The organism is Streptomyces sp. NPDC007896 (genome assembly GCF_042959425.1).
Classification (GTDB): Bacteria; Actinomycetota; Actinomycetes; order Streptomycetales; family Streptomycetaceae; genus Streptomyces.
Map to the genome: position 1 here is coordinate 114,933 of NZ_JBIBKX010000016.1, position 25,765 is coordinate 140,697.

The window sequence follows — 25,765 nt, forward strand, 5'->3', positions numbered from 1 at the left end:
GTTCACCCCCGCCGGGTGCTTCGCACCACCCTGACGGCCGGCCAGGCGAGCAGCGCCCCGACGGCCCAGAGGAAGACGGTGAGGGCGGCCCATTCCCCGGTGCTGGTCTCCGGGTCCGAGGCGCCGAAGACGGTGTAGGAGAGGGCCAGGAGGGACCAGAGCCCCGCGAGGAGCCCGAAGATGACGAGCATCGCCGTCTGCCCGCCGGTACGCCGCGCCGACGCCTTCTGCTGAACCTGCTGAGCCGCACCGGAACCTCCGGCCTGCCCCGCAGAAGCGGCACCTTCCGACTGCCGCTGCTGCTGCCGTTGCCGGGGCGGCAGGTGCACCACCGCGCGCGGATGCACCGCCGCGTCGATGGTCGCCATGGTGTGCGCGTCGATCCCGTACTCCCCCGGCTCCACCTCCACGGACAGTCCGTCGGTGCCGATGAGCCGGCGCCCGCCGTCGGCCCAGCTGAGCAGGGCCGCGCACGCGCGGAAGGCCACGGTGGCCTGCTCCTTGCCCGCCGTCAGGCTGACCCCCTCGCCCCCGACGACCAGGGCCGTACCGTCCTTGCGCACGGACTCGAAGCGCGTGCCCTGGACGGTGTACGACGACGTGGTCGGGGCCGCCGTGTACCCGGCCCAGTCGGCCCTGTGCCCCGAGGGAGCCTGCAGCAACGCCGTCCCGGCGGCCTCCAGGGCCACTGCGTGCACATGCTGCGGCGTCGTCGCCCACAGCTCGGCGCGCAATTCGTCGAGCCCGCGCGGCGGACGGTGGGCGAGCAGTTCCTCCGCCGCGCCCGGCAGCCGCCGTACGGCCGCGTCGGGCGCGGTCAGTCTGGCGTCGGTGCGCCCGCGTACGGCCTCCAGGTCGGCCTGCGCGATCCGGCCGACCTGAAGCCCCGCGAGCACGTCGACGAACCCGCCGAGGACCGCGTCCTGCTTGGCGGGCAGGGCGTCCGCGAAGGCGGTGACGGTCGCGAAACCGTCCCGGCGGGAGGTGTAGTCGCCGGCCGCCGTGTAGGAGTAGCCGCCCTCCTGGCGCAGGGAGCGGGAGAGTTCGCGTTCCAGGACACCGGCGTAGAGCCGGGCGGCGGTGGTGTCGGTGACGACGGCGTCGAGCAGGACGCCGCCCTTGCCGTCGGAGAAGTAGGCGGGGGCGGTGGGGAGGGCGGAGGTGACGGCGGGCATCGGGCGCCGCCGACCGCCGGGCAGCTTGAGCGAGAGCCCGGCCGGCAGCCGCTCCCCCGCGATCCACAGCACGGCGTTGTCCCGGGTGAACCAGGTCCCGGCCCATTCCCGTACGTCGTCCGGCCGCAACCCGCGTACGCCCCACTCCGGGTAGCTGACCAGCCCGTACCCCTGGGCCCCGTACCGCCACAGCGGCAGTTGTCCGGGCTCCCGGCGCGCCTCCTCGGTGCGCAGGATCTCCTTCTCGGTCTCCAGCCGCTCCATGGGCAGATCGAGGAGGGAGGTGCACACACCGTCGAGGTAGGCGACGATCTCGTGCTCGGCGCCCTCCACGTGGAAGTGGGTGAACGCGGCCTTGGTCGCGCCGTTGAAGTGGTAGTCGGCAAGGCCCTGGCGGTGCAGGGCCAGGTGCTCGACCAGGTGGGTGATCCCGGCCCCGGCGAGCGTCTCGTCGGCGACGCCGACACGGAAGACCAGTCCGGCGCGCATGGGCCCGGTGGCGTACGCGAAGAGGGTGGGTATGCCGTCGACCTCGGTGTGATGGATGCCCTGGCTCATCGTCTGCCTCTGCCTGTCCTGTTCGGCATCCGCTCAGCCTCTTCCGAGGGCGGCGGAACGGTGTTTGACGTACGCGTCCGCGGGCTTGCCGAGGTAACTCCACGGGTACTCGGAGGCCAGGTTGCCCAGGGCGCGGAAGTGCGCGACGGCGCGTGCGGTGTCGCCGATCAGCGAGAAGAGCGCGGCGAAGACGCCCTGGATGGTGACCCACCCGTACGCGGGTCGGTAGTACGGGTGCAGGACGGACCGTTCGGCGGCCTCGACGAGTTCGGCGTGGACGTGGGCCTGGCGCAGGTAGTCGGTGCGCTGGCTCCCCGCGGAGGGCAGCGCGAGCCAGTGCTCCAGGTGCGCCTCCGCCACCAGCCCCCCGTTGAGCGTGCCCTCGGGCGAGTTGAGCAGGCACTCGCGGGCGAACCCGTGCGCCGCCTCCCAGCTCCCGCTCCACTTGGGACACAGCTGCTGGAGCAGCCGGGCCTGCCCGGTGAAGTGGTGCGGGTGGTACGCGGCCAGTCGGTCGTACCTCCGCCGCGCCTCGTTCTGCCCGAGCTGCAGTCCCATGGCCGTGGTCAGGCGCGCGGCCCAGGCCGCGTCGTGGGACGGGTCGAGGGCGGTGGCCCGGATGAGCAGTTGCTCGGCCTGCCGCAGGTGCTCGTGCAGCTGCCGGAACTGCTCCCGGCTGACGTGCTCGGCGCGCGCGTCGGTCCGGATCTCCCAGCCGACCTTGACCTCGCGGGTCCCGAGCAGTGTCAGGGCGAGTACGTCGTCGGGGGCGGCGGCGACGAGTTCCCGCAGGGGGTGTTCGACGCCGGGCACGTCGGCGACGACGCCGACGAGGAAGGCCCGGTCGGTGCCGTGCGGCAGCCCGTCGGCGTACTGCCGGATCCCCGCCCAGTCCCGCGCGGCGGTCGCCTGCCGCAGCCAGCCGGCCTCGGGGAAGGCGGAGGCGAGTTCGAAGTCGGGGGGTGGGAGGGACGCGTCGGTCGGCATGGAGCGGATGGTAAGTGGCGGGTTGGAGACGGTTTTCGGTCAGGTGTGGGGAGGCTGTGGGAACACAATGCCCAAACAGGCCATACGGGCGTCACCTTGACCCTTCGATGACTGATCTTGACCGGGTCATGACTCGAACTTGAGTTCGCCTTGTGGGAGGTGACCTCTCGCCTTGCCCCTGGCTTGGAACAATCCATGCGACCGCTGTCACCGTCACCTCCCCGCCACTGCCACCTCCCAGCCACCGTCACCTCCCAGCCACTGCCACCTCTCCGTCACTGTCACTCTCACCCCACCGTCACCAGGAGCCCCACCCGTGGCACTCAACGCCCGTCGCGCCAGACAACTGCTGGAGATCTCGGCCCCCTTGCTGCTCCAGGGCGAGCAGGTCGAACTCACGAGCCTGGCCGGCATCGGAACGGTCTCGGTGCGCAAGCAGGCCCTCACCGCGGCGGTGGTCGGCGTACTCAGCGCGGGAACGGTGATGGCGACGGTCACCCCGCGCCCGATGTACCTCGTCCTGACGAACCAGCGGATCCTGTTCTTCGACGGCAACCGGGGTGGCAAGCCGGGCAAGTTGCTGATGAACCTCCCGCGTCCGTACGTCACCGCGAGCGCGCCCAGGAAGACCTTCCTCGGCCTCAAGGTGGTGACCCACCTGACCGTCGAGGGCCAGCAGGGCGCCCTCAAGGTCGACTTCCCGGTCCAGACCCGCGCCGACGGGCACCGGTTCGCGACGGCTTTGCCGGTGACGCGCTGACCTCGACCACGTATCGCGTGGACCTGAGGTGTCCTCACCCGGGGGACTGAACCGACCTCATTCCGATACCGGAGGCGACGGCGCTCGCCACCATCGGAGGCGAGACCGCGCAGGACTGGGCGGAATACACCGAGGTCGGCCTGGGCGACACCCAGAGCCGCGCATTCTGGAGGCACCTGATGACCCTGCGCCCCAGCCGCTTCCCTGGCAGCGGCACCCTCATCGAGGAAACCCGGATCAAGGGCCGCGCCGAGGACATCCTCCGCATCCTCGATCTCCGCGCCATCGACATCCCCGAGGCCGCCCGAGAGCGCATCACCGGCTGCACCGACCTGGAGCTGCTGGGCACCTGGTTCGACCGGGCCCTCACAGTCACCAACGCGGAAGAACTGTTCGCCGCGGAGGCGTAACGAACCCGGAGGTCACAAATGCCGACGCATGCAGACCCGCGGCCAGCGCTCCAGACCGTGGGCGGCCTCGCGTCGGCGGATGTCCTGGAGCCCGGGACCAAGCGCACTGTCATCCAGGAACGTGAAGCCGCAGCGCACGTAGTAGGGCGCGTTCCAGGGGACGTCGGCGAAGGTGGTGAGGGTCAGAGCGGGTATCCCGTCTGCCCCGGCCCGGTGGCCGACATGGTCCAGCAGCGAACGCCCGATGCCGCGCCGCGCGCTGTCCGGGTGCACCGACACCTGCTCGATGTGCAGGTTGTCGTCGACGTGTTCCGCGATGAGGTACGCCACCGGTCTGTCGGCCTCGTCAACCGCGACCCAGGCCAGGCCGACCCGCTGATAGTGGGCGAGGTCGGTGAGCGGGAGGGGTTCGTCGTCGGCGATCTCCGGCATGCCGATGTCGGCGAAACACCGCCCGGCGGCGCGCTCGATGTCCTGGAGTAGGGGCAGTTCGTCGATGTGGACTGCTCGGATGCGGCGCATTGACGCATTGTCGCCGAGGGAACCGGTCGAGACCCTTTCCCCACGGCCCCTCCCCCCACCCATGGATGCAGTCAGTCATGTCAGTACCCGCCGTCAGTGTCACAACCCATGAGTGATGAACGGCATGAGGTGATCGTCCGCAGGGCCGAACAAGACGACATCAGGGGCTTGTCGCGTGCAGCAGCGCGCTGTTCACCGAGGACGCCGGTACCCGGGATCCGAGCGTCGACATCAACTGGCCACGCGAGCACGGACCCAGCGTTTCGCATCCGGCCTGGCGGACCCGAACCGACTGCTCCTTGTCGCCGATCGCGGCGACGGCGAAGTGGTCGGCTGTCTCACGGGCACGCTGGTGGAGCCCTCCGCGATGAAACCGGTGAAGGTCGCGACGTTAGTGAGCATGTATGTGCGGCCCGCATACCGGCGCGACCGGATCGGCGGACGCATGGTGGACGCATTCCGGGCCTGGGCAAAGGAATCGGGAGCCGGATCGGCACAGGTGACGGCCCATGCGGCCAACGCCGAGGCCATCCGTTTCTACGAGCGCAACGGCTTCGCGTCCCAGTCGGTGACCCTGGAAGCGACTCTGTAGCCGTCTGCGTCGGGTGCCTGCCGGGCGGGGATGGTCGTTCGGCGCGGCGGCCCATCGCTGGCACCGAGACCTTCCAGCCGGAAGCGGAACCTGTACTCCTCACGCGTGACGGCAGGCGGCTGTACCGACTGACCAAGAACCATCAGGGGGACCTGGTCCCGGACCTGCTCTGGGCGTTCGGCGTGGAGCCCGTCACCGGCACCATCCACTACGTCCTGCCCGACGGCGAAGCCTGGTTCGCCAACTCCTTCATCGACCTGTGGCTCCAATGCCTCCACCGCTACGGCCGGCACCTGAGCCGATCCGAGGTCCTCAACGACCCCGCCGAACGGGAGGAGGAGGTGCTGGCCGAACTCGGCAGGCTGGCAGCCGAGATGAAGGAAATCGACCCGCCCGCCTTCGACGGATACCGTGGCTGCATCTGGGCGGAGTTCCTCGACCGGTGGCTCTGGTAGGCATACCCACGCTCACTCCCTCGACCATCCCCCGTCATCCGTCTACTGCCGCAATCAGTCCGGCCACCAGACGGACGACGACGGACACGGCGATGCTCACTGTTCGCCCCATGGAGAACTCCGGCTCCACGGTCGCGATGACACAGTCGTCCTCCGTGTCGGCCAAGGTCAGGCCGATGGACGCACTCTCCGGAATCGACCTGTACACCTCCGGGAGGGCTGACAGATCGATCTTCGAGTGCTGGTACGAGGGGTTCCACACCTCGACGGTCACGACATCGGCCATTCAGTCGCCTTCCAGAAGAGCCGGTCCAGGAACGTCCACAGATGCGCGGCAACGACGGCCCGGCCCACGCCACCGACCTCGTAGACGGAACCGGCGAGCGAGCCGGGAAGGAACAGACGACCTTCAGTCGTCCTTCACCAACGGCCTCAGGGCCGACAGCATCTCGTTGCTGTAGTCGTCACAGTTGATCAGCAGTTCACGGCCTGCCGCGGAAGTGAACAGCTCGCCACCCGCAGAGTTGGCCAGCTCCCGGGCAAGGGAAATGACTCTGTCGGTCTGGACCTCGCTCATCTCGCCCAGGGCTTCACCGAGCAGGAGCCGGCCGCCGATGGTTTCCAGCTGAAAGAGCTCGGCGAATTCGGGGTCCACCTCAGACTCGAACAGCGGTGCGGCACAAAGTTCGGCGACGGCCTGCTGAAGGCAGCGCCAACTTACAGGTCCTGAAGAACCGGGCGGCTGTCCTACGCCACGAGGTCGTCGTATCCCGGGCACCGGGTCCATCGGGCTACGTCTGCGTTCCTCCGTATCGTGGGTACGTCGCGCTCTCACATCGTGCGTCATTCGTGCCTGGAGGATTCCGTGACCGTCGCCGCTCGACTCGTCGCCACCCTCGCCGCTCCCCGGGACCCGGCGTCGGCGGAGGCTCCCCGGGTGCCGCACTGGCCCGGCCGCAGGCTGCTCGTGCAGCGTGGTGACACCGAATTGGTGACCCTCGACCTGGACGTGCCCAGCGCGGGTCGAGCGCGGGAGGTCCGCTTCCCGGCGCCGTAGGTCGGCTGGAGGACCGCGATGGCCTCGTCCAGTCGACCGGCATCGGTCGGCGGGTCGGAGAGACGCCGTGCCTCGTACCAAGTGTCGACCTCGGGACGGGCGCTCAGAGGCCGCATCCCGCTGATCCTGTTCGATCAGCGCCTGACACGGCCGACCGCCTCCTACTGGCCCTTCCCCTCGTTACCAACTCGAACGTGCCGGAGGCAGCGCCGGGAAGGCGCGATCAGTGCCCGATGAAGCCGGTGAGCCCTTCCTTCCAGCGTCGCTCGAAGAATTCCGCAGAGGTCTCTTCGACATGCAGGTCGTCATCGGCCTCAAGCTCCGTCCACGACGGAACGCGCTCCGAGCCGAGCTTCACCCCACCCCGCAGCTGGTGGTCCCGATCGACACAGACTCTTCCTTGAAAACCGCTGCAGCACCCCTCAGCATCCCCCGCCCCCGTCAACAAATCCGTACATCACGCATCTCATTGCGCCTTCAGTCAACTCTCAGTCTGGTAGACCACCTCTGATAGCGAGGTCACCATCGACCGACGACTGAGGTTCTACGCGGATCCACGAGGTTGACACCATTCTTCTCCAACCTCTCTTCCAACGCCTCAAGACCACGACGCTTGGCATATTCGGACTCTTCGGCATAGATGGGAACCAGCCACGTGAATTCCACACCATCATCAGGGCTCCCTGTCCGCCAGAATTCACGCTCCAGAGAATAAGGAGGGGACGCCAAGAAACGATCAGCCTCGGAACCTTCGAGCCAAGGGCGACCAAGGTTCATAGTGGAGCCGAGTTCCACTCGGTGACCAGGCAGTGAGTGGAAATGCGAGACCATGGCCAAACTCTCCACGTGACGCACCGACTCCACTGGAGAGAGGATCAAAAATTCGCGTCGCGGTGCACCCACTTTATAGGCGCCGATTGACACATAGACCCAGCTCTCTCGGGGACGAAGCGGGGCGATACGGCGAACATGGAACCCTGGAAGGCTGTCCTGGACAGGCCCTGCCATCCATTGAAAATCCTCGTGCTGTCGGTCGGGCCACATTCCGCGAAGGTGCCCATCGATCTCACGTTCCTGCATTCCGCCACCTTGAGTCGTCACCCTCGCCCCGGCCTTCTCATACCGAACGCTCTGGCCAAGTAACGCGTATACCTTGCGAGGACCGCACCTTGCCTGCGTTGACATGTGAGACATTGCGTCCCGTTGATGCCTTGCTGAGCATAAGCGCGACGCTCTTCATCCGTCATTTCCCATCCACCCTTGAAATAGTAGTGGACGGCAAGTTCCGGATCGTGCTCAGGTACCGGCTGCGTACGCGTCCCGCTGATCTGCACCTCACCGCAACTGATGCAACGCTCGTCCTCTCCCGCTGCACGAGCCGCCTGTCCCGCCGGCCCATTGGTTTGCGAACCACCGTAGTGAATCTGACGGTTGTACCGCTCCTCGGGCATCTCGGGCCCTTGCCTGTCTGTGGCCACACCGCCTGAATCGACTTCGAAGCGCGCGGCGTCTTCGCCCTCGCCACAGTTATGGACCAGGACAGACACGTCCCCGGCTTGTACGTAATACGTGTGGAGACTGCCGATGGTGAGGTCGTACGTGGTGGTGTTCGCGTGATACAGGCGGACGCCGGTGACGCCGGCAGCGCCGGTCGGGGTCTGGAGGACATCTCCTGTGTGGAGGTCCTTGGCATCGACGAAGGCCGACTGAGTCTCGTCGTAGAACGGGTGGTGGAACGTCGTCGTGAGATGCGCACCCTTGGCGTCGTCGCCTGTCCGTGCCTCATCGGTCGTCCCAGCAACCCTGGTGTCCTGCGGGGACGCTGTGTTGCTGACCGCCGCCACCGGGGCCGTCGCCGGCTCCTGACCGTGTCCGTGACTCGCCGCCAGCGCGCCGAGCACCGCCGCCGAGGCCGCCAGGCCGAACGCCGCCTTGCGCGCCACCTTCCGGCTCAGGGACTTCGCCCCGCCCTTCGCTGTCTGCTTCGCCGCCGACTCGGTCGTCTTCTTGATCGTGAGGTCGACGAAGTCGTGGTCCGTGTGCGTCACGATCACCGCGGTGACCTTGTGCGCCTCTGTCCCCGCAACCCCCGGCACCGAATTGGCGATCGTGTCGCCCACCCGCACCTGGTCGATCGCCTTCGCCGAACCATCGGCCATCAGCACCCGGGTCGAACCCGTGAAACTGTGCGTTGGCGCCTTCGCCCCCGGGATCTTGCAACTCCCGCCCGACTCCGACTGACTGTTGGTCCCCGCCCCCTCCGACTCCGCCGCCGAAGCCGCCTCGTCCGTGGCATCAGCCGCCGCGGAATCCCCGGCCTCGGTCGCCCCCTTCCCGAACAGCCCGCCCACGACCTTCATCGCCTTGGGCGCCACCTTCGCCAGGATCTTGCCGCCGAGGCTGCCGAGCGCACCGCCGAGCGCGCCGGAGACCGCGCCCTCGAGTGCGGACTCGCCGAACGCTCCCGCGCTGCAGTCGCCGCCACCGTTCTCGGCGCACTTGAAGCCCTGCTCGACCAGGGAGCCCGCCGCGCCCGCGGCAGCGGCACACCCGATCGTGCCCAGGCCGGCCGTGAACGCCTCGCACCCCGCGAACACCGCCGTCGACACCACGAAGGAAGTGATCGCAGCCGCGTGGTGCTTGACGTACGTCGCCGTCGCCTTCGCCGCCTTGACCGTCGCGTGGTACGCGGTCCGCGCCACATGGGCGACCGCCTTGGCGGCCTTCTTCACGTGGCTCGCGATCTTGTGCGCCGCCCTCTTCACCGCGTGCACCACGCGATGCACCACACGTGAGGCCTTGTGATACGCCGTATGCACCGCATGGACGGCCGCGTGATAGACGCGTCTGACGTGCCGTGCCGCGTAGTGGTACACGCGCCGCACCACCCGCACCGTCGCGTGGTACACGTCCCGCACGTGGTGCACGATCTTGCGGGCCGCGTGCTTGACCGCGTGAACGATCTTCCTCGCCGCGTGCTTCACCGCGTGGTACACCTTGTGCGCCACGTGCGACACCGCGTGCTTGACCTTGTGCGCGACCTTCTTCGCCCCGCACACCACGTCGTACCAGGAGCAGTTGCCCGACTCGTCCGTGCCCGCCATCGGGTTGTCGTCGACGTAGGCGAAGGGGTTCGCCGCCACCGAGTTCGGCACCGCGTTGAGCGAGATGCTGTCCTTGTTGAGGAACTGGCCCGTGTCCGGGCTGTACCAGCGTGAGGCCGTGCCGACGTCGCCGGTTCCTGGTTCCGTCCAGCCGGACTGGAAGCCCAGGTGACCCGTCACCGTGTCAGTCGGTGAGACCACCTTGCCCAGCGGGTCGTACGACGCCGAACCCGTCAGCGAGGTCGCGCCTGCGGTGAACGTGCCCACCACGTCGCTGTGCAGGTCCGTCAGGGCCAGCACCCCGCTGCCGCCCGACGGCTTGACGCCGATCACGCCGCCCGCCGGGTCGTACGTGTACGTGCTGTCGCCGTCCGACGCGATCGTGTTGTCCGCGCCCGAGAAGGCGAACGTGCGCGTGCTCTGGTCCGTCGTGTCCGTGTCGGTGATGTTCCGGCCCAGGGCGTCCAGCGTGTACGACTGCGTGCCGGCCGTGATCTGGCTGCCGAAGGCGTCCGTCTTGTACGCCACCGAACCCGACGTCTGCGACTCCTGCGTCATCGTGCCGCGCGCGGAGTAGTCGTAGGTGTGCGTGCCGTCGGAGGTCAGCTCGTCACGGGCGTCGTAGGTGTAGACGTCGGAGCCGTTGCGGATGCGGTTGCCCGAGGCGTCGTACGCGTAACTCTTCGTCGTCGCACCGTTGTTCCACGACGTCAGACGGTCCGACCAGTCGTACGTGTATGTGTTCGACGACGCGCCCGAGACTCCCGTCGTCGCCTTCGACGTCAGGTTGCCGTTGTTGTCGTAGCCGTACGAGAAGCTCGCCGGCGTCGACGCGCCCTGCACCAGGACGTCGCTCGTCAGCTCGTGCGAGCTGTTGTAGCCGAACGTACGGGTCTGGCCCGTCGAGCCGTACTTGACCGACTTGACCTCGTTCAACTGACCGTATGTGTACGTCAGTTGGGTGCCCGTCGCCGCGTCGTTCAGGGACGACAGACGGCCCGCCGTGTCGTAGCCGTACGACGTCGTGCCCGCGGCGTCCGTCCGCGTCAGCATCGACGCGTCGTCGTTGTACGTGAAGTTGGAGGAGCCCGCCGAGCCCGAGGCCGAGAGGACGTCACCCCTGTCGTCGTAGGTGAACGCGTCGTGCGTGGCGGCCTGGTGGTCCACCGCGCCCGCGATGCCGGCCTCGTCGGTGTCCGCCGACAGGACCCGGCCGTCCGCGTCGTAGTTGAAGCTGCGTTTCGCCGTCGCCGCGTCGGCGCCCGCGCCGGACATCGTCTTCAGCTGGCCGTTGACGTCGTACGTCATCGAGGTCGTGACGCCACCCGGAAGAGTGGCCGTCGTCAGCTGACCGTCCGCGTCGTAGGCGAAGGTCGTCGTCGAGTCGGCGGCCGAGGTGTACTTGTCGGTCGTCGGCTCGACCACCTTCTCCTGCTGGCCCCACGGCGTGTACGTGTAGCGCCAGGAGTTGCCGCGGCCGTCGGTGAAGCGCGTGCGGTTGCCCGACGCGTCGTAGCCGAAGGTCGTGGTGATCGACGTCGAAGCGTCCACCGGCTCGACCTGCTGCGTGATCGCGCCCGACGCGTCGTACGTCCAGCGCGTGGTGTGCTGGTTGGCGTCCGTGGACGCGACCATGTTGCCCACACCGTCGTACTGCTGCGAGGTCTCCGACAGCTTGGTGCCGCTCGCGTCGTACTCCCGCGTCGCCGTCGGGTCGTCCGAGGCGTTGTAGTCCGTCTCGGTCCAGGTGCCGTCCGCCAGCGTCGTCTTCGTCGTGTTGCCCTCGAAGTCGTAGCCGTAGCGGGTCGTGTTGCCCGCGCCGTCCGTCACCGAGGTGATGTCACCGGCCCGGTTGTAGGCGTAGGTGTTCGTGACACCGCCCGGCGAGGTCGTCGACGCGGTGTGGGCGCCGTACGGGTTGCCGGTCGTGACCGCGTACGAGTTCGTCGTCGTCAGCGTCCTCGTCGACGGGTAGCGCTCCATCGTCGTCGAGGTCAGCTGGCGGCCCATGAAGTCGTAGGTCGCCTGGGTCTGCGCGCCCGCGGCGTCCGTCGCCGACAGCTGCTCGCCGTCGGTGTCGTACAGCGCGTGCGTCTTGGTGCCGTCGGGCGCCGTGATCTGGGCGAGGTTGCCCATCTGGTCGTAGAGGTACGAGGTGGTCTTGCCGCTCGGGCTGATCTCGTCGGTCTGGTTGCCCTCGCTGTCGTACTTCCAGACCGTGGTGCCCGCGTTGGGCGAGGAAGCGCCCGCCGGGGTGTACGAGGGGAGCGCCTCGGAGACCTTGTTGCCGTTGGCGTCGTACGCCGTGGTCGTCACCAGGCCGTTCGGGTCCTCCTCCTCGACGCCCTCGCCGAAGGTGTTGAAGCCGCTGGTGGTGACGGGGTGGACGGCCGCCGCCGTGGTGCCGTCGGGCTCGGACTGGACGGCGGGCGCGGTGGTGACCGCGAGGTTGCCGGCCTCGTCGTAGGCATACGTCGTGGTGTTCTGCTCGGCGTCCGTCGTGGACGTCGGCAGGCCCCGCTTGTCGTAGGCGTACTTGGTGGTCTGCTCGGTGGAGGAGCCGACCGTGCCGCCCGTGCGGCCCTTGCCGTAGAGAGAGGTGACGTCGATCGCGGACAGGGCCCGCTGGTAGACCTGCACGTCACCGACCGAACCGGCGACGACGTCGCTCGTCGTGCCGTCCGCCTTCTCGGTGCCGCCGATGGACAGCGGTCCGGTGCCCGTCCAGGGCGCGGTGTTGGTGCCCGCGCCCGCCTGGGCGCCGTTGACGTACAGCTTCATGGAGCCGGTCGTCGAGTCGAAGACGCCGACCAGGTGCGTCCAGGTGTTCAGCGTGGGTGCCGCGGTGGCGGTGGCGTCGTAGAACGCGGTCGGGGAGGCCACGTCGGCGTTGGCCGCGTGGAAGCGGTACGCGTTGTCGGCCTTGGAGTACTGCAGGTAGAAGGAGGCCCGGTTGGTGCCGCCCTGCGCGACGAAGGTGCGGTAGGTGGAGGTGTCGCTGAGGTTGACCCAGGCGGACACCGTGTAGGAGGCGGTGGTGTCCAGGACCGGGCCGGTGGTGTCGATGAGGTTGCCGGTGCCGGTGGTGGTGCCCGCGAACTTCGCCGCGCTGTCCGACCAGGTCACGCCCGATCCGGCGGTGGCGGTGTTGCCGGTGCCGGAGGAGTCGGTGATGTTGGTGCCGGAGTCCTGGTTGAGCTTCCACCAGCCGGCCGGGTGCCCGGAGGCGTCCCCGTACAGCGTCTCGCTGAGCACGTTGCCCATGGCGTCGTACGTGCTGGTGGTGGTGCGGTCGTAGCCCGTGGCGTCGTGGTCGTTCTCGCTCGCGACCTGGTCGTCCGGGGTGTACGAGACCGTGGAGACGCGGTCCACGCCGGTCGGGTCGACCGTGGTGGAGGTGGTGCGGGAGGCCGCGTCGACCTTGTAGTTGGTGACGGTCTCGCCGTTGTCGGAGGTCGAGGTGAGCAGGTTCCCGGCGGCGTCGTAGGTGTCCGACTCCAGGACGTAGCTCTTCGTGCCGTCGGCGCTGGTCCGCTTCACCGAGGCGGTCAGACCGTCGTCCAGGTAGGTGTACGAGGTGGTGTTGCCCATCGCGTCGGTCACCGACTGGAGGCGGCCGGCCGGGTCGTAGGCGCGCGAGGACTCGGTGAGCAGGGTCGCGGTCCCCGGGTTGACCGGGTCACCGGTGTACATCAGCGCCTGCGTGAGCAGGTTGCCGTTGTCGTCGTACGTGTAGCGGGTCTCGTTGCCCGCCGAGGTGACTTCCTTGGTCTTGTTGCCCTGGTTGTCGTAGGTGTACGTGGTCGTGTTGCCGTTGCTCGCACCCGCGACCGCGTTGGCGTCCGACTCGGTCAGCAGGTGGTCGTAGGCGTCGTAGGTCTGCGTCTCGGTGCGCGCGGTGTCGCCGCCGCTCGCGTCGGCGACGGTCTGCGAGGTGACGTTGCCGTCCTCGTCGTAGACGGTCGAGGAGACGGCGGCGTGGGTGGCGCCGGTGACGCGGTCGGTGAGCTGCGGGTCGTGCTCCTCGGTGACCTGGCCGTTCAGGTCGTACTTGTACGAGGTGGTCAGGCCGTTCGGGTAGGTGTCCGAGACGACCTTCTGGCTGAGGACCTGGCCGAGGCCGTCGTAGGTGTATGTCGTCGCCAGGCCGATGGCGTCGGTGGTCGAGGCGACATCGCCGTTCTTGAAGTACGCCACCTGGTTGACCGCGCCGCCGGGGCTGATCGTCTTCACCGGCAGGCCCTTGGGCACCACTCCGCCGTCGGCGGACGGGTAGGTGCCGGTGCCGTCGCTGAAGACGGTCGTCGTGGTGCGGCCCTTGGGGAATCCGGGGACGGCCGGGCCGGTGATACCGGTCTGGTTGCCCTGCGCGTCGTACGCGTACGTGGTCAGGTAGGTGTTGTCGGTCGCCGACGCGGAGCGGCCGTCGCGCTCGGTCAGCAGCTGGTCGTTGCGCGGGTCGGTGGTCGTGAGCTGGGCCGTGGTGTCGTCCGGGTAGTACGTGTAGTACTCGGACGAGCACTTGTTCGCGGACTCGTCCTGGCAGGCGGTCGAGGAGACGATGTTGCCGCGTACGTCGTGGCCGGTGATGTTCATCGACCCGTTGGGGTCGGTGACCGTGTGCTCGAAACCGGCGGAGTCGTAGCCGAAGCTCGTCTTGTTGCCGAGGCCGTCGGTCTCGGTCAGCGCCCGGTTGCCGTTGTCGACGTCGTAGGTGTAGGTGAGCGTGGCGTTCGCCGGGGAGGTCACCTTGACCGTCTCGACCGGCAGCAGACCGGTGGAGTTCTTCGCGGCCTCCCACTGCTGGGCCACGTCCGCCGCGACCAGCTGGGAGCGGTGGACGGCGACCTCGGCGATGGAGCCCTTGAAGTAGGTGGCGTAACCGGTGTTGCTGGTGGTGCTGGTGTGCGACTCGTCGGGCCAGTTGCCGCCGATGAAGCCCGCGCCGACGTACTGGTTGGTCTGGACGCTCATCGCGGCCGTGCCGGTCTGCGAGGCCACCAGCGCGTCGTCGAGGTACAGCGCCTGGCTGTCGGACGCCGTCGACAGCACGACGTGGTGCCACTTGCCGTCGGTCACCGCGGCGGCGGAGCCGATGGGTTTGGTGGATCCGCCGGAGAAGTAGAACTCGCCGTACAGCCTTCCGCTGCTGCCGACGTAGAGGACGGGCGTGTAGTTGCCGGTGGTGGTGCCTGAGCTCAGCGGGTCCTTGGACGCGCCGAGCAGCACGCCGTTCGCCGTGGAGGTCTTGAACCACATGCTGACCGACTCGGCGCCCGCGCCGGGCAGGATGCCGCTGGGCAGCGCCATGGACGAGGTGCTGCCGTCGAACGTCGCGGCCTTCTGGTCGCTGAACGGTCCCGTCGCGCCGAGCGTCACCGCGTTGTACGTGCCGTTGCCGCCGCGCACCTCGTCGACGGCGGTGGTCGCGCCGGCCGCCTCACCGAGACGGAAGTAGCCCGCGGGCGCTCCGCCGAGGACCGCGCCCCGGTAGGTCTGGCTGGAGCCGGTGACCGTGGGGGTCCCGAGCTTCCAGACGCCGCCGTTCTCGTCGGTGAGCTGGGTGAGGGTGGTGGTGCCCGGGTCGTACTGCATGGCCGCGTACGTCTTGCCGGACGGCCGGGTGATGGAGGTCAGCAGGCTCGCCGCGTGGGTGCCGTACTGGTAGAGGGCGTTGACGTCGGCGGCGACCAGCGGGCGGCCGTACCAGGCGGCGTCCGCGACCGAGCCGTTGAAGTAGGTGGCGTAGCCGGTCTTCTCGCTGGAGCTCTGGTGCGGCTCGTCGGGCCAGTTGCCGCCGAGGAAGCCGGTGCCGAGGTAGTTGAAGGACTGGTTCTTGCCGAAGGCGACCGCGCTCTGGATGGAGACGGTGCCGGTGCGTGAGCCGATCTTCGCGTTGTCGACGTACAGCGTCTGCGAGTTGCCCGCGGCCGACAGCACCACGTGGTGCCACCTGCCGTCGGCGACCGACGCGGTCGTGACGATCGGGTTGATGCCGCCGCTGTACCAGAACTCGGCGTTCAGCTTGCCGTCGGTGCCGACGTAGATCGAGGGGGTGTAGAAGCCCGCGGCCTGTCCGGAGCCGATGGGCTGGGAGGCGTAGGAGTAGAGGACGCCGGGGCCCGCGGAGGTCTTGAACCAGAGCGAGAGCGCGCCGGAGTCGGTGTCGTTGCCGGTGTTCTTCGGCAGCGAGACGTCGGAGGTGGTGCCGTTGAAGGTGGCGACGGTGGAGGAGGAGCCCGTGAGCGGGCCACCGCTCTGGCCCGTCGTCACGTTCTCGTAGGTCGCGTTGTCAGTGCCCTCGTTGGCAAGGACGGCGTCCTTGGCCGTCGTCGCGCCCGAGGCCTCCGACAGCGGCCACATGGCGTGCGGGTCGAGGTCGAGCGAGGCGTTCTGGTACTGCGAGCCGCTCGTGTAGCCGTACGTCGTGCACTTGGTGGACGACAGCGGCGAGCACACCTTGGTGAGCTGGTCGCCGGTGTAGCCGTACGTCCAGGTCTGCGCGGTGGAGGAGTCGCCGGCGGTGACCGGGTCGGTGACGACGGTCTGGACGTGCGCGGCCGACGCTCCGGACGGCGTGAACCAGGTCAGGTTGAGGGAACGGCTGGAGACCGCGGACGTCATCTTCGTGATGTGGCCGCTGGTCCAGGTGAAGGTGATGGACCGCCCGTTGGCGTCCGTCACGGAGAGCAGACCGTACGCGCCCGACCCCAGGGACTGGGTGAACGTGTAGACCGTGTCGTCCTTGTCGGTCAGCTTGTAGCCGCCGCCCGTGACCGTGGTGAAGGTGGCGAACCGCCCGTTGCCCGGGGCGAACGTGCCGTCGCTGTTCTTGCCGTATCCGACCTGCGAACCGTCCGGGTAGGTGACGTTGACACTGGAGACCGCGCCCGACGCCGTGTACTGCTCGGTCGCCCGCGCGTCGAAGATGCTCGACCAGCCGGACCCGAACGCGCCGGTCCAGCGCGGGTCGCGGGAGTTGTAGTCGCGCTCCACGTCCAGCGAGGGACCGACGGTGGAGATCGAGGCGTCGGTGTCGGAGGTGGTGTAATTGCCGATCGACGCGTCGAAGCCGTGGTCACTGCTGTTCTGCGACAGACCCGAGGTGATCACGGGTTGCGGCACTTGGACCGAGAGCGCGTACGGATCCGCCGTGGAATAGAGAGCCGTCGTCGAGTCGTACGCCTGAACGGTCCACGTGTAGTTCTTGCCCCAGGCCAGCTTGCCCGCCGGGACCGTCCAGTCGCCGGTGGAGATCAGACCGGACGTGGCGACCTGGGTGTTGGTCGCGTCGTAGACCTTGAAGACGTACTGGCCCGCGCTGCCGCTGGAGTTGGCGCCGCCCGCCCAGGCGGTCAGCTCGGGGGTGGTGGTGCCCACGACCGCGTTGTCGGCGGGGAACTGTTCGTACAGCTGCGGCGCCGTGTTGCCCGTGTAGGTGACCACGATGTACGGGCCGAGCCCGGGGTCGTTGAAGGAGCCGAACTGCTTCCAGTGCAGGTTGTCGGTCGTCGACGCGTAGAGCGCGAGGCCGTAGTCGGCGGTGGTGCCGTTCATCCAGCCCTGGATGGCGGACGTGGACAGGGAGACGGTCACGTTGTCGCCGACGGTGCGGTCGGCGCCGGTGTTGGCGCAGGCGTTGGGCACGCTCGGCGTCGCGTTGCCGATCGACGAGCCGTACGTCGGCCCCGGGTAGCTGGTGACGCCCTCCGGGGTCCAGGCCTTCGTCACCAGCGCGACGTCGAAACGTTCGGCGGTGCAGGTGGCGGCCCAGGTGTCGAAGAGGTGCAGGGTCGCGGAGGAGACGGTGACGCCGCTGCCGTCCCAGGCGGTGTCCCAGTGGTTGACGTAGCTGGCCGCGGAGTGGGTGCCGGAGTCGTAGGAGCCGACCTTGACGGTCTGCTCGTAGGAGTGGTCGCCCGCGGCGCCGGACTCGGCGTAGGTGGTGGTCCAGCCGTCCGTGACCTGCGGGTCGACGGTGACCGGGAAGACGCGGCGCGCATCGTGCAGCCAGCTGTCGTCGAGGGTCACCTTCAGCGCGTAGCCGTCCTTGTCGTGGACGAGCTCGGTGGTGACGTCGTGGGTGGTGGCCGGGTCCCCGGAGCGCGGGTTCACCTTCGAGTCGTAGGCGTACGACGAGGGGATGCGCTCGACGGTCTTGCCGGTGGAGTCACGCAGGTCGATCGACCCGCTCTTGGTCTGGACGGGCGTGAGGCCCTTGAGGTCCAGGGGGAAGGTCCAGCTGTTCCCGGCGTCCGCGGAACGCAGGACGACCGCGTCCTTGACGCCGGTCGCGGTGGGGGCGACCTGGAGGTCGGTGTCCGTCAGGACGTTCTCGTACGTGACGCGCGAGCCGTCCGCCGTGCCCTTGACGGAGGCCGCGCCCTTGAGTCCGTAGGAAAGGGAGTGCGCGCTGTCGGCGGCGAAGGAGACGAGGCCGGAGTCACTGGCCTTGGCGCCGAAGTCGACGTCGACGGAGTTGGCCTTCTCGTGCCAGCGGCCGTCGGGACCGGCTCTCACGTCCACGTCGATGGGCGCCCATCTCCCCTTCCCGACCTGATAGTTGACGGGCGTCGGGGATATTCGGCGGGTGATGCTGCCGTCGGCGTTGTCGTAGACGGTGTCGGTGCGCGAGGACTTGGCCGCGTTGCGCTTGCTGGTCTTGGGGTTGTAGGTGCCGCCGCCGCGGCTCTTGCCCTGCTGAACGGCGGGTTTGTGCGGCTGGTAGGCGGCGAGTTCGCCCTTCCCCTTGCCCGGCGCCCTGCCCACACCGCGCTTGGCGTCGGTCGTCTTCGCGGAGACGTGGTGGGCGTGTCCGGCCGCGGTGCCCGACTTCTGGTGCGGGGTCCGGCCCCAGTGCGGGTCCTGGAACCAGGCCGCCACGGAGGACAGGCTCGGCATCGAGAGGGACACCCGGCCCAACTCACGCCCGTCGGCCACCGCCTGCTGGGTCGTCAGCATCAGTGCGAGCGCCGTCAGGGCGACCATGGCCACCTGCCGTCGGATGCGGTGCATACGGCTGACGGGACGGCGGGGCTGGCGGGAACGGCGGGCAGGCCGAATGCGCACGGCTTCGACTCCAACAGTCACAAGAGATCAGGCAGGGGAAACGTGCAGGCGAAGCACAGAAAACCCGCTGATCTTGACTGTTGTGAACATGCCGAGAACAGGCACGAGGAACGTTTTTGGCCTTACCTTGACCGGATCTTGCTGAACCAAGTCGACTTGTTTCGACTCATCCCTTTGCTTCTTGTGAACTCCTTTGCGAGCTCCTCACCTTCTTGGCAGATTCTCGTCATCTTGCCCTTGCGCCACGCAGTATGAAACGACGTCAGTTGGCGGTGAACCGCTTCGGCGCCTGGGTCGGATTGCCTCCCGAGGGAAGCTTCTGGCCGGGGCACTCGGAGAGCACCTTCTTCATCGCGGCCTTCTCCCCGCCGGTGACCCACAACCCGTACTTCTTCTTCACGGCCACCTGCGCGGCCACATACGCGCAGCGGTACCCCTTGTTGGGCGGGAGCCAGGTCGCGGTGTCGCCGTCGCCCTTGCTGCGGTTGGTGCTCGCGTCGACGGACAGCAGGTTGAGCGGATCGTTGGCCAGCGCTATCCGCTTGCTCGCGTCCCAGTACTTGGCGCCCTTCTGCCAGGCGTCCGAGAGCGCGACGAGGTGATCTATGTCCACCAGGCTGCGGCCGCGCTTGTACGTCACTTCCTTACCGGAGTACGGGTCCGGGTCGAGCGCCCCGGAGACCACCTTGCAGGTGCCGCCGGTGAACTTCACGCTCTTCAGGTCCCGCTTGAGGATGTCGTCGCGGGTGTCGCACTTGTTGGAGTCCGTGTCGGCCCAGGCCGTGCCGAACCTCGCCCTGCTGTAGCCCGTCTTGGGCGCGCGCCCCTTGACGGTCAGCGAGTCCACGGCGGTGAGCGCGGCGCCGCCGCCGGCCGCCGTGCCCTGCGGGCCGGCGGAACCCGTGGTGTCCTTCTTGCAGCCGCTGACCCCCGCGCCGACGACGAACAGCACCAGTGCGGCAGCCGCCGCCCCACCCCTCAGACGCACCACGACGCCCCTCCCCTTGTTCCCCGGGTCCGCCCTGTACAGGGCGCGTTTCCCTGGTGCCCACGGTAGCGGCGGGTATGCCCGGGCCATACCCTCCTTCAACGGGCAATAGGTGCACGCCGGGCGTATCGTCGGGGGTGACACACCTCCGGAAGGAGCTCCCGCATGGGCATCTTCGACAGATTCAAGGATCAGGCGAAGTCCAAGGGCAAGGACATGTCCGACGCCGGGGAACGGGAGATCAACGAGAAGACGGGCAACAAGTACACGGACCAGGTCGACGACGCCCAGCAGAAGATCGAGGGCGCGACGGGCATGGACCGCGAACCGACCGACCGGCCCGATCAGCCGTAGACCCCGGTCAGCCGTAGCCGCGGAGACGCGCGAGGCACGACACACCCACCGATCGACCCGTGACAACGAGGCCGTCCGCGAAGCTCCACTCCCGCGGGCGGCTTCACTTGCGTCGCCCGGTACCGCACGCACTCACGCCCGCATGCTCACACCCCCACGCACCCCCACACCCTCCCCCTCACACCTTCCCGATCCCCAGCGTGGACTCCGACGGCAGCAGCCCCGAACCCAGCACCGCGACCCAGAACTCGCCGAGCAGCTCGGCCAGTCGGCTCCGGTCGGCCGGGGTGAGGGCGAGCCAGGGCTCGGCGGCCAGTTCGTCCGTGTGACGTTCGACCTCGGCGCGCAGCTCGCGGCCCGCGGGTGTGGCGGTGCCGGATTCGGTCACGAGGCCGCGCGCGGCGAGGCGTTCACGGGCGGCGCTCCACTCCCGCGGGCTCCAGCCGCGGCTCTCGAAGCGCTCGACGGAGGCCGCGCCCATCGCCGCGAAGGACACCAGCGCTTCGACGGGGTCGAGCCCGGCGACGAGCAGCGCCGCGAGGTGGCCGTCGCCCCGGTGCTCGCGCAGGATCGTCGCCGCATGCCACAACCGGAGGTGCGGGGCGGTCGGCCACGCCAACTCCGCGTTGGCCGCGGCCATGGGACGACCGGCGGTGTTCGCGGACTCGGCGACGCGGCGCAACAGCCCGGCGACCTCGACGAGTTCGGGGCTCGCCGCGCGGTCGCCGAATATCGCGCGGTACGCCCGGTCCATGCCACGCTCCCTCGCCTTCAGCACGTCCGCGGGGCTCGCGGTGTCCCACGCGGAGTCCATGTGCGCGGCGACCATCCGCGGGCTGAAGCTGTAGAAGGCGGAGGACACGCGCTCGCTCCCGACCGCCCCCAACGGTGCGGCACGGAAGGGGAAGTACATCGGCCAGCGCTCCTGCGCCGACCCGGCGTACCCGAGCGCGGCCGACTCCTCGAAGACCTCCGGCGCGTAGTAGAGCACGGCGTGCAGGGGCTCCAGCAGGTGCCACAGACGGCGCACCTCGCCGAGCTCGATCCCGACCTCGCCCCTGGTCCCTACCCCTGCCCCGATCCCGGTCCCCATACCGACAGCCCCGTCCCCCCGAACCGTCCCGGCCACCTCACCACCGTGCTCCGACATGACGAACCCCCTCGTCCCGTTCCACCCACGCGACAACTTGACACTGCCAAGATTGCCCGAACCCGCCGAACTTGTCAATGCCTAGATTCCGCGTACGCTGATGACCATGGAGACCGCGAAGACCACTCCCGAACGCCCCTATCACCACGGCGACCTGCGCCGCGCGATCCTGAGCGCCGCACTCGACGTCATCGCCGCCGAAGGCCCCTCCGCGCTGAGCCTGCGCGACCTGGCCCGCCGGGCAGGCGTCTCGCACGCGGCTCCGGCCCACCACTTCAAGGACCGCACCGGCCTGCTCACGGCGATCGCGGCCGAGGGCCACGCGCTGCTGTCGGCCGCGCTCACCGAGGCCACGGACCTACGGGACGCGGGCATCCACTACGTGCGCTTCGCGCGTGAGCACCCCGCGCACTTCCAGGTCATGTTCACGCCGGAGCTGCTGCGCGAGAACGACCTGGAGCTGACCACGGCCCGCGCCCTGACCGCGGACCGCCTGCGCCAGGCCGTCTTGGACCGAGTGCCGGAACCGGGCACCGACCCCCGCCTCGCCGGAGTCGCCGCCTGGTCCCTGGCCCACGGCTTCGCCACGCTGCTCCTCGGCCACAACCTGGACGGCGCGGTCGGCGACCTGGACCCCGAGGAGGTCTTCCGCACCCTGACGGGAATGCTGTTCCAGCCACCGTCGGCGTGACCCTGGCCGCCACCACCGGCGTGCCGATCCGTACGACTCCTCCAACCCCTCGGACCCCTCGGACCCCTACGACCCCTACGACCCCTACGACCCCTACGACCCGAGAATCGTCGCCAGGAACTCCCCGGTCCACCCCAGCAACTCCCGCCCGACCAGCGGCTTCCCACCGACCTTCGCCGTCTTCGGGCGGGGCACCAGGAGCTGGTGGGCGGCCGGCTTGATGACCGTGCCCGGGTAGAGCCGCTTGAGGCGGAGTTCCTGGGACTCGCGCAACTCCGCCGGTGCGAAGCGGATGTTGTTGCCCTGAAGCACGACCTCGCCGACACCGCACGCCCGCGCGAGCATCCGCAGGCCCGCGACGAGCAGCAGGTTCTCCACCGGCTCGGGCAGCTTGCCGTAGCGGTCGGTGAGTTCCTCGCGTACGGCCTTGACGTCCTCCTCCGTGTTGGCGGAGGCGATGGCGCGGTAGGCCTGCAGACGCAGCCGCTCGCCCGGCGCGTAGTCGTGCGGGACGTGCGCGTCGACCGGCAGCTCGATCTTGACCTCCAGGGGCGGCTCCTCCTCGACTCCGCCTTCCAGGGAGGCCCGGTAGTCCGCGACCGCCTCGCCGACCATACGGACGTACAGGTCGAAGCCGACGCCCGCGATGTGACCCGACTGCTCGCCGCCGAGCAGATTGCCCGCGCCGCGGATCTCCAGGTCCTTCATCGCCACGTACATGCCCGCGCCCATCTCCGTGTGCTGGGCGATGGTCGCGAGCCGCTCGTGCGCGGTCTCCGTCAGAGGCTTCTCCGGCGGGTACAGGAAGTAGGCGTAGCCGCGCTCACGGCCTCGGCCCACCCGGCCGCGCAGCTGGTGCAGCTGCGAGAGACCGAAGTTGTCGCCGCGCTCCACGATCAGCGTGTTGGCGTTGGAGATGTCGATGCCGGATTCGACGATCGTGGTCGACACCAGCACGTCGAACCTCTTCTCCCAGAAGTCGACGACCACCTGCTCCAGAGCCTGCTCCCCCATCTGGCCGTGCGCCGTCGCGATACGCGCCTCGGGGACGATCTCACGCAGCCGCGCCGCCGCCCGGTCGATCGACTCGACCCGGTTGTGGATGTAGAAGACCTGGCCCTCGCGCAGCAGTTCACGGCGGACGGCCGCGCCGATCTGCTTCTCCTCGTACGGGCCGACGAAGGTCAGCACCGGGTGCCGCTCCTCCGGCGGGGTGGTGATCGTGGACATCTCCCGGATGCCCGTCACCGCCATCTCGAGCGTACGGGGAATGGGGGTGGCGGACATCGTCAGGACGTCCACGTTGGCGCGCAGCTTCTTCAGCTGCTCCTTGTGCTCGACGCCGAAGCGCTGCTCCTCGTCGACGACGACCAGGCCCAGGTCCTTGAACTTGGTCTCGGCGGAGAACAGCCGATGGGTGCCGATGACGACGTCCACCGCGCCGTCCCGCAGGCCCTCCAGGACGGCCTTCGCCTCCGAGTCGGTCTGGAAGCGGGACAGGGCGCGGACGTTCACCGGGAACTGCGAGTAGCGCTCGGAGAAGGTCCCGAAGTGCTGCTGCACCAGCAGCGTCGTCGGCACCAGGACCGCGACCTGCTTGCCGTCCTGCACCGCCTTGAAGGCCGCGCGGACCGCGATCTCCGTCTTGCCGTAGCCGACGTCGCCGCAGATCAGGCGGTCCATCGGGACCGTCTTCTCCATGTCCTCCTTGACCTCGGCGATGGTCGTGAGCTGGTCGGGGGTCTCCGCGTACGGGAAGGCGTCCTCGAGTTCGCGCTGCCAAGGGGTGTCGGAACCGAACGCATGACCGGGGGCCGCCATGCGCGCGCTGTACAGCTTGATCAGGTCCGCCGCGATCTCCTTGACCGCCTTCTTGGCGCGCGCCTTGGTCTTCGTCCAGTCGGCGCCGCCCAGGCGGTGCAGGGTGGGGGCCTCGCCGCCGACGTACTTGGTGATCTGTTCCAGCTGGTCGGTGGGGATGTAGAGGCGGTCACCGGGCTGGCCGCGCTTGGCCGGGGCGTACTCCACCACCAGGTATTCGCGCGTCGCGCCCTGGACGGTCCGCTGCACCATCTCGATGTAGCGGCCGACACCGTGCTGCTCGTGCACGATGTAGTCGCCCGCTTCGAGCGTGAGGGGATCGATGGTCTTGCGGCGGCGGGCCGGCATCCGCGCGCCGTCCTTGCCCGCCGCCTTCTGGCCGGAGAGGTCGGTCTCCGTGAGGACGGCGAGCCTGAGCGCCGGGTCCACGAAGCCGTAGTCGATCGAACCGCACGCGACCTGCACCACGGCGGGCGTCAGCTCGGTCAGCTCCGCGTCGAGGCGGGCCGCGATGCCCTCGCCGCCGAGGACCTCGACGGTACGGGCGGCGGGGCCGTGCGCCTCGGTGACGTACACCGTGCGCCAGCCGTCCGCGAGCCAGCCCTTGGTGTCGGCGAGCGCCCTGGCCGTGTCGCCGCGGTAGGTCTCGGGGGCGTGCATGCCGAGCTTGAGGGTGTCCGCGTCCAGCTCGTCGTCGGCCGCGAACGGCGACACCGACCACCACATCATGTCCAGCTCGCGGGCCCGGTCGCGGACGTCCGCGATGGCCCACAGGGAGGCCGCGCCGACGTCGATGGGGGCCTCGCCGCCCCCGGCCGTCGCCGCCCAGGACGCCTGCAGGAACTCGTGCGAGGTCGCCACCAGGTCCGCGGCCCGCGTCCGCACCCGCTCCGGGTCGCAGACGACGGCCATCGAGCCCTTGGGCAGGACGTCGAGCAGCAGTTCCATGTCGTCGACGAGGACCGGAGCCAGCGACTCCATTCCTTCCACGGCGATGCCCTCGGCGATCTTGCCGAGCAGTTCGCCCAGCTCGGGGTGTTCCTCGGCGAGCCGGGCCGCCCGCCGGCGCACCTCGTCCGTCAGGAGCAGCTCGCGGCAGGGCGGCGCCCACAGTCCGTGGTCGGCGACCTCGAGGGAACGCTGGTCGGCGACCTTGAAGTAACGGATCTCCTCGACGTCGTCGCCCCAGAACTCCACCCGGAGGGGGTGCTCCTCGGTGGGCGGGAAGACGTCCAGGATGCCGCCGCGTACGGCGAACTCGCCGCGCTTCTCGACGAGCTCGACCCGGGAGTACGCGGCTGCCGCGAGCGCCTCGACGATCCCGCCCAGGTCGGCGCTCTGCCCCGTTCGCAGGGCGACCGGCTCCAGGTCTCCCAGGCCCTTGACCTGCGGCTGCAGCACCGAGCGGACCGGGGCGACGACGACCGACACCGGGCCGGTCTCGGGGTCGTCGGGGCGCGGGTGCGCCAGGCGGCGCAGCACGGCGAGACGGCGGCCGACGGTGTCCGAGCGGGGGGAGAGCCGCTCGTGCGGGAGCGTCTCCCACGACGGGTACTCCACGACCGTGTCGGCCGGGAGGAGGGACCTGAGCGCCGCGGCCAGGTCCTCTGCCTCACGTCCCGTCGCCGTCACGGCCAGTACGGGGCGGCCGGCGTCGCGGGCCAGGGCCGCCACCGCGAAGGGGCGGGCGGCGGGCGGGCCGACCAGGTCGATGTGCATCCGGTTGCCGTCGGTGGCGGCCTTCACCGCTTCCGCGAGGGCGGCGTCCTTGACGACGGCGTCGAGCAGACCGTGCAGGCTCATGAAGGGCTTCCATCCCGGAGAGAGGGCAACGCGAACCGCCCGACACGTCTCGACGGGCCGGGGTTGTCCAGCCTACGACGGCGCCGCGCTCCCTGTGAGACGCAAGAGGTGGACGGGCCCCGGCCCCGGTTCGACGGCCCGCCGGGGGAATCGGGGCGCAGCCCCGCCCTTAGGGGCGCGAGGCTGTGTCTATATGCGGCTCCGCCGCGGGGCGCGACCAGCCCCCACCGCCCCGCAGCCGAACAACCCGGCCCGCAACCCGCCCCATC

The 25,765-nt window shown here is 69.2% G+C and carries 18 protein-coding genes; 7 read left to right on the forward strand and 11 right to left on the reverse strand.

The window, feature by feature from the left end; all coding sequences use genetic code 11:
- Positions 1 to 2: 2 nt before the first annotated feature.
- Both ACFZDJ_RS40395 and ACFZDJ_RS40400 read right to left on the reverse strand, forming a co-directional pair.
- Entirely contained in the window at positions 3 to 1,733 is a 1,731-nt protein-coding gene (locus ACFZDJ_RS40395) for an insulinase family protein (protein WP_391066616.1), read from the reverse strand.
- A gap of 33 nt (positions 1,734 to 1,766) precedes the next feature.
- Positions 1,767 to 2,720, reverse strand: coding sequence for a hypothetical protein (locus ACFZDJ_RS40400; protein WP_390930130.1), 954 nt, complete (start codon positions 2,718 to 2,720; stop codon positions 1,767 to 1,769).
- Between the two features lie 316 nt (positions 2,721 to 3,036).
- On the opposite strand from ACFZDJ_RS40400, the gene ACFZDJ_RS40405 reads away from it, so the two are divergent.
- A complete protein-coding gene (locus ACFZDJ_RS40405; protein WP_390930132.1) occupies positions 3,037 to 3,480 on the forward strand; it encodes a hypothetical protein in 444 nt (147 codons plus the stop codon).
- Positions 3,481 to 3,659: 179 nt separating this feature from the next.
- A complete protein-coding gene (locus tag ACFZDJ_RS40410; protein ID WP_391066619.1) occupies positions 3,660 to 3,890 on the forward strand; it encodes a hypothetical protein in 231 nt (76 codons plus the stop codon).
- A 12-nt stretch (positions 3,891 to 3,902) separates the two neighbouring features.
- Here the strand turns inward: ACFZDJ_RS40410 and ACFZDJ_RS40415 are convergent, their stop codons facing one another.
- Entirely contained in the window at positions 3,903 to 4,412 is a 510-nt protein-coding gene (locus ACFZDJ_RS40415) for a GNAT family N-acetyltransferase (protein ID WP_391066622.1), read from the reverse strand.
- A gap of 175 nt (positions 4,413 to 4,587) precedes the next feature.
- Between ACFZDJ_RS40415 and ACFZDJ_RS40420 the strand changes: the two genes are divergently transcribed.
- Together ACFZDJ_RS40420 and ACFZDJ_RS40425 are read left to right on the forward strand one after the other, a co-directional pair.
- Positions 4,588 to 5,004 (forward strand): GNAT family N-acetyltransferase, encoded by a 417-nt coding sequence (locus tag ACFZDJ_RS40420; protein ID WP_391066625.1) that lies wholly within the window; start codon positions 4,588 to 4,590, stop codon positions 5,002 to 5,004.
- Between the two features lie 182 nt (positions 5,005 to 5,186).
- Positions 5,187 to 5,459: an SUKH-4 family immunity protein gene (locus ACFZDJ_RS40425; RefSeq protein WP_391066628.1), complete on the forward strand. Its 273-nt coding sequence runs from the start codon at positions 5,187 to 5,189 to the stop codon at positions 5,457 to 5,459.
- 34 nt (positions 5,460 to 5,493) lie between these two features.
- Here ACFZDJ_RS40425 and ACFZDJ_RS40430 read toward each other — a convergent pair whose 3' ends face one another.
- A complete protein-coding gene (locus tag ACFZDJ_RS40430) occupies positions 5,494 to 5,745 on the reverse strand; it encodes a hypothetical protein (RefSeq protein ID WP_391066631.1) in 252 nt (83 codons plus the stop codon).
- 123 nt (positions 5,746 to 5,868) lie between these two features.
- On the reverse strand, positions 5,869 to 6,114 hold the full coding sequence (locus tag ACFZDJ_RS40435; RefSeq protein WP_391066633.1) for a hypothetical protein: 246 nt from the start codon (positions 6,112 to 6,114) through the stop codon (positions 5,869 to 5,871).
- A 210-nt stretch (positions 6,115 to 6,324) separates the two neighbouring features.
- Between ACFZDJ_RS40435 and ACFZDJ_RS40440 the strand changes: the two genes are divergently transcribed.
- Positions 6,325 to 6,516, forward strand: a complete 192-nt coding sequence (locus ACFZDJ_RS40440; protein WP_391066636.1) for a hypothetical protein — start codon at positions 6,325 to 6,327, stop codon at positions 6,514 to 6,516.
- A 223-nt stretch (positions 6,517 to 6,739) separates the two neighbouring features.
- On the opposite strand, the gene ACFZDJ_RS40445 is transcribed toward ACFZDJ_RS40440, so the two are convergent.
- The 4 genes from ACFZDJ_RS40445 to ACFZDJ_RS40460 all read right to left on the reverse strand — a co-directional run bounded on the left by ACFZDJ_RS40445 (position 6,740) and on the right by ACFZDJ_RS40460 (position 19,680).
- Positions 6,740 to 6,874, reverse strand: coding sequence for a hypothetical protein (locus ACFZDJ_RS40445; RefSeq protein WP_391066639.1), 135 nt, complete (start codon positions 6,872 to 6,874; stop codon positions 6,740 to 6,742).
- Between the two features lie 161 nt (positions 6,875 to 7,035).
- The gene (locus tag ACFZDJ_RS40450; RefSeq protein ID WP_391066642.1) at positions 7,036 to 7,596 is read right to left on the reverse strand and encodes a suppressor of fused domain protein; all 561 of its coding nucleotides are present in this window, start codon (positions 7,594 to 7,596) and stop codon (positions 7,036 to 7,038) included.
- Positions 7,597 to 7,613: 17 nt separating this feature from the next.
- Positions 7,614 to 18,635 (reverse strand): LamG-like jellyroll fold domain-containing protein, encoded by an 11,022-nt coding sequence (locus ACFZDJ_RS40455; RefSeq protein WP_391066644.1) that lies wholly within the window; start codon positions 18,633 to 18,635, stop codon positions 7,614 to 7,616.
- Between the two features lie 316 nt (positions 18,636 to 18,951).
- Positions 18,952 to 19,680 carry an HNH endonuclease family protein gene (locus ACFZDJ_RS40460; protein WP_384908262.1) on the reverse strand — a complete coding sequence of 243 codons (729 nt, stop codon included), beginning with the start codon at positions 19,678 to 19,680 and terminating at the stop codon, positions 18,952 to 18,954.
- Between the two features lie 162 nt (positions 19,681 to 19,842).
- On the opposite strand from ACFZDJ_RS40460, the gene ACFZDJ_RS40465 reads away from it, so the two are divergent.
- Positions 19,843 to 20,031 carry an antitoxin gene (locus ACFZDJ_RS40465; RefSeq protein WP_168492408.1) on the forward strand — a complete coding sequence of 63 codons (189 nt, stop codon included), beginning with the start codon at positions 19,843 to 19,845 and terminating at the stop codon, positions 20,029 to 20,031.
- A 178-nt stretch (positions 20,032 to 20,209) separates the two neighbouring features.
- Here the strand turns inward: ACFZDJ_RS40465 and ACFZDJ_RS40470 are convergent, their stop codons facing one another.
- Positions 20,210 to 21,124: a hypothetical protein gene (locus ACFZDJ_RS40470; RefSeq protein WP_390930898.1), complete on the reverse strand. Its 915-nt coding sequence runs from the start codon at positions 21,122 to 21,124 to the stop codon at positions 20,210 to 20,212.
- Positions 21,125 to 21,287: 163 nt separating this feature from the next.
- Here ACFZDJ_RS40470 and ACFZDJ_RS40475 point away from each other — a divergent pair, with 163 nt between their 5' ends.
- Positions 21,288 to 21,872, forward strand: coding sequence for a WHG domain-containing protein (locus ACFZDJ_RS40475; protein WP_390930150.1), 585 nt, complete (start codon positions 21,288 to 21,290; stop codon positions 21,870 to 21,872).
- A gap of 93 nt (positions 21,873 to 21,965) precedes the next feature.
- Here the strand turns inward: ACFZDJ_RS40475 and mfd are convergent, their stop codons facing one another.
- Positions 21,966 to 25,496, reverse strand: coding sequence for a transcription-repair coupling factor (gene mfd, locus ACFZDJ_RS40480; RefSeq protein ID WP_391066646.1), 3,531 nt, complete (start codon positions 25,494 to 25,496; stop codon positions 21,966 to 21,968).
- Between the last annotated feature and the right edge of the window lie 269 nt (positions 25,497 to 25,765).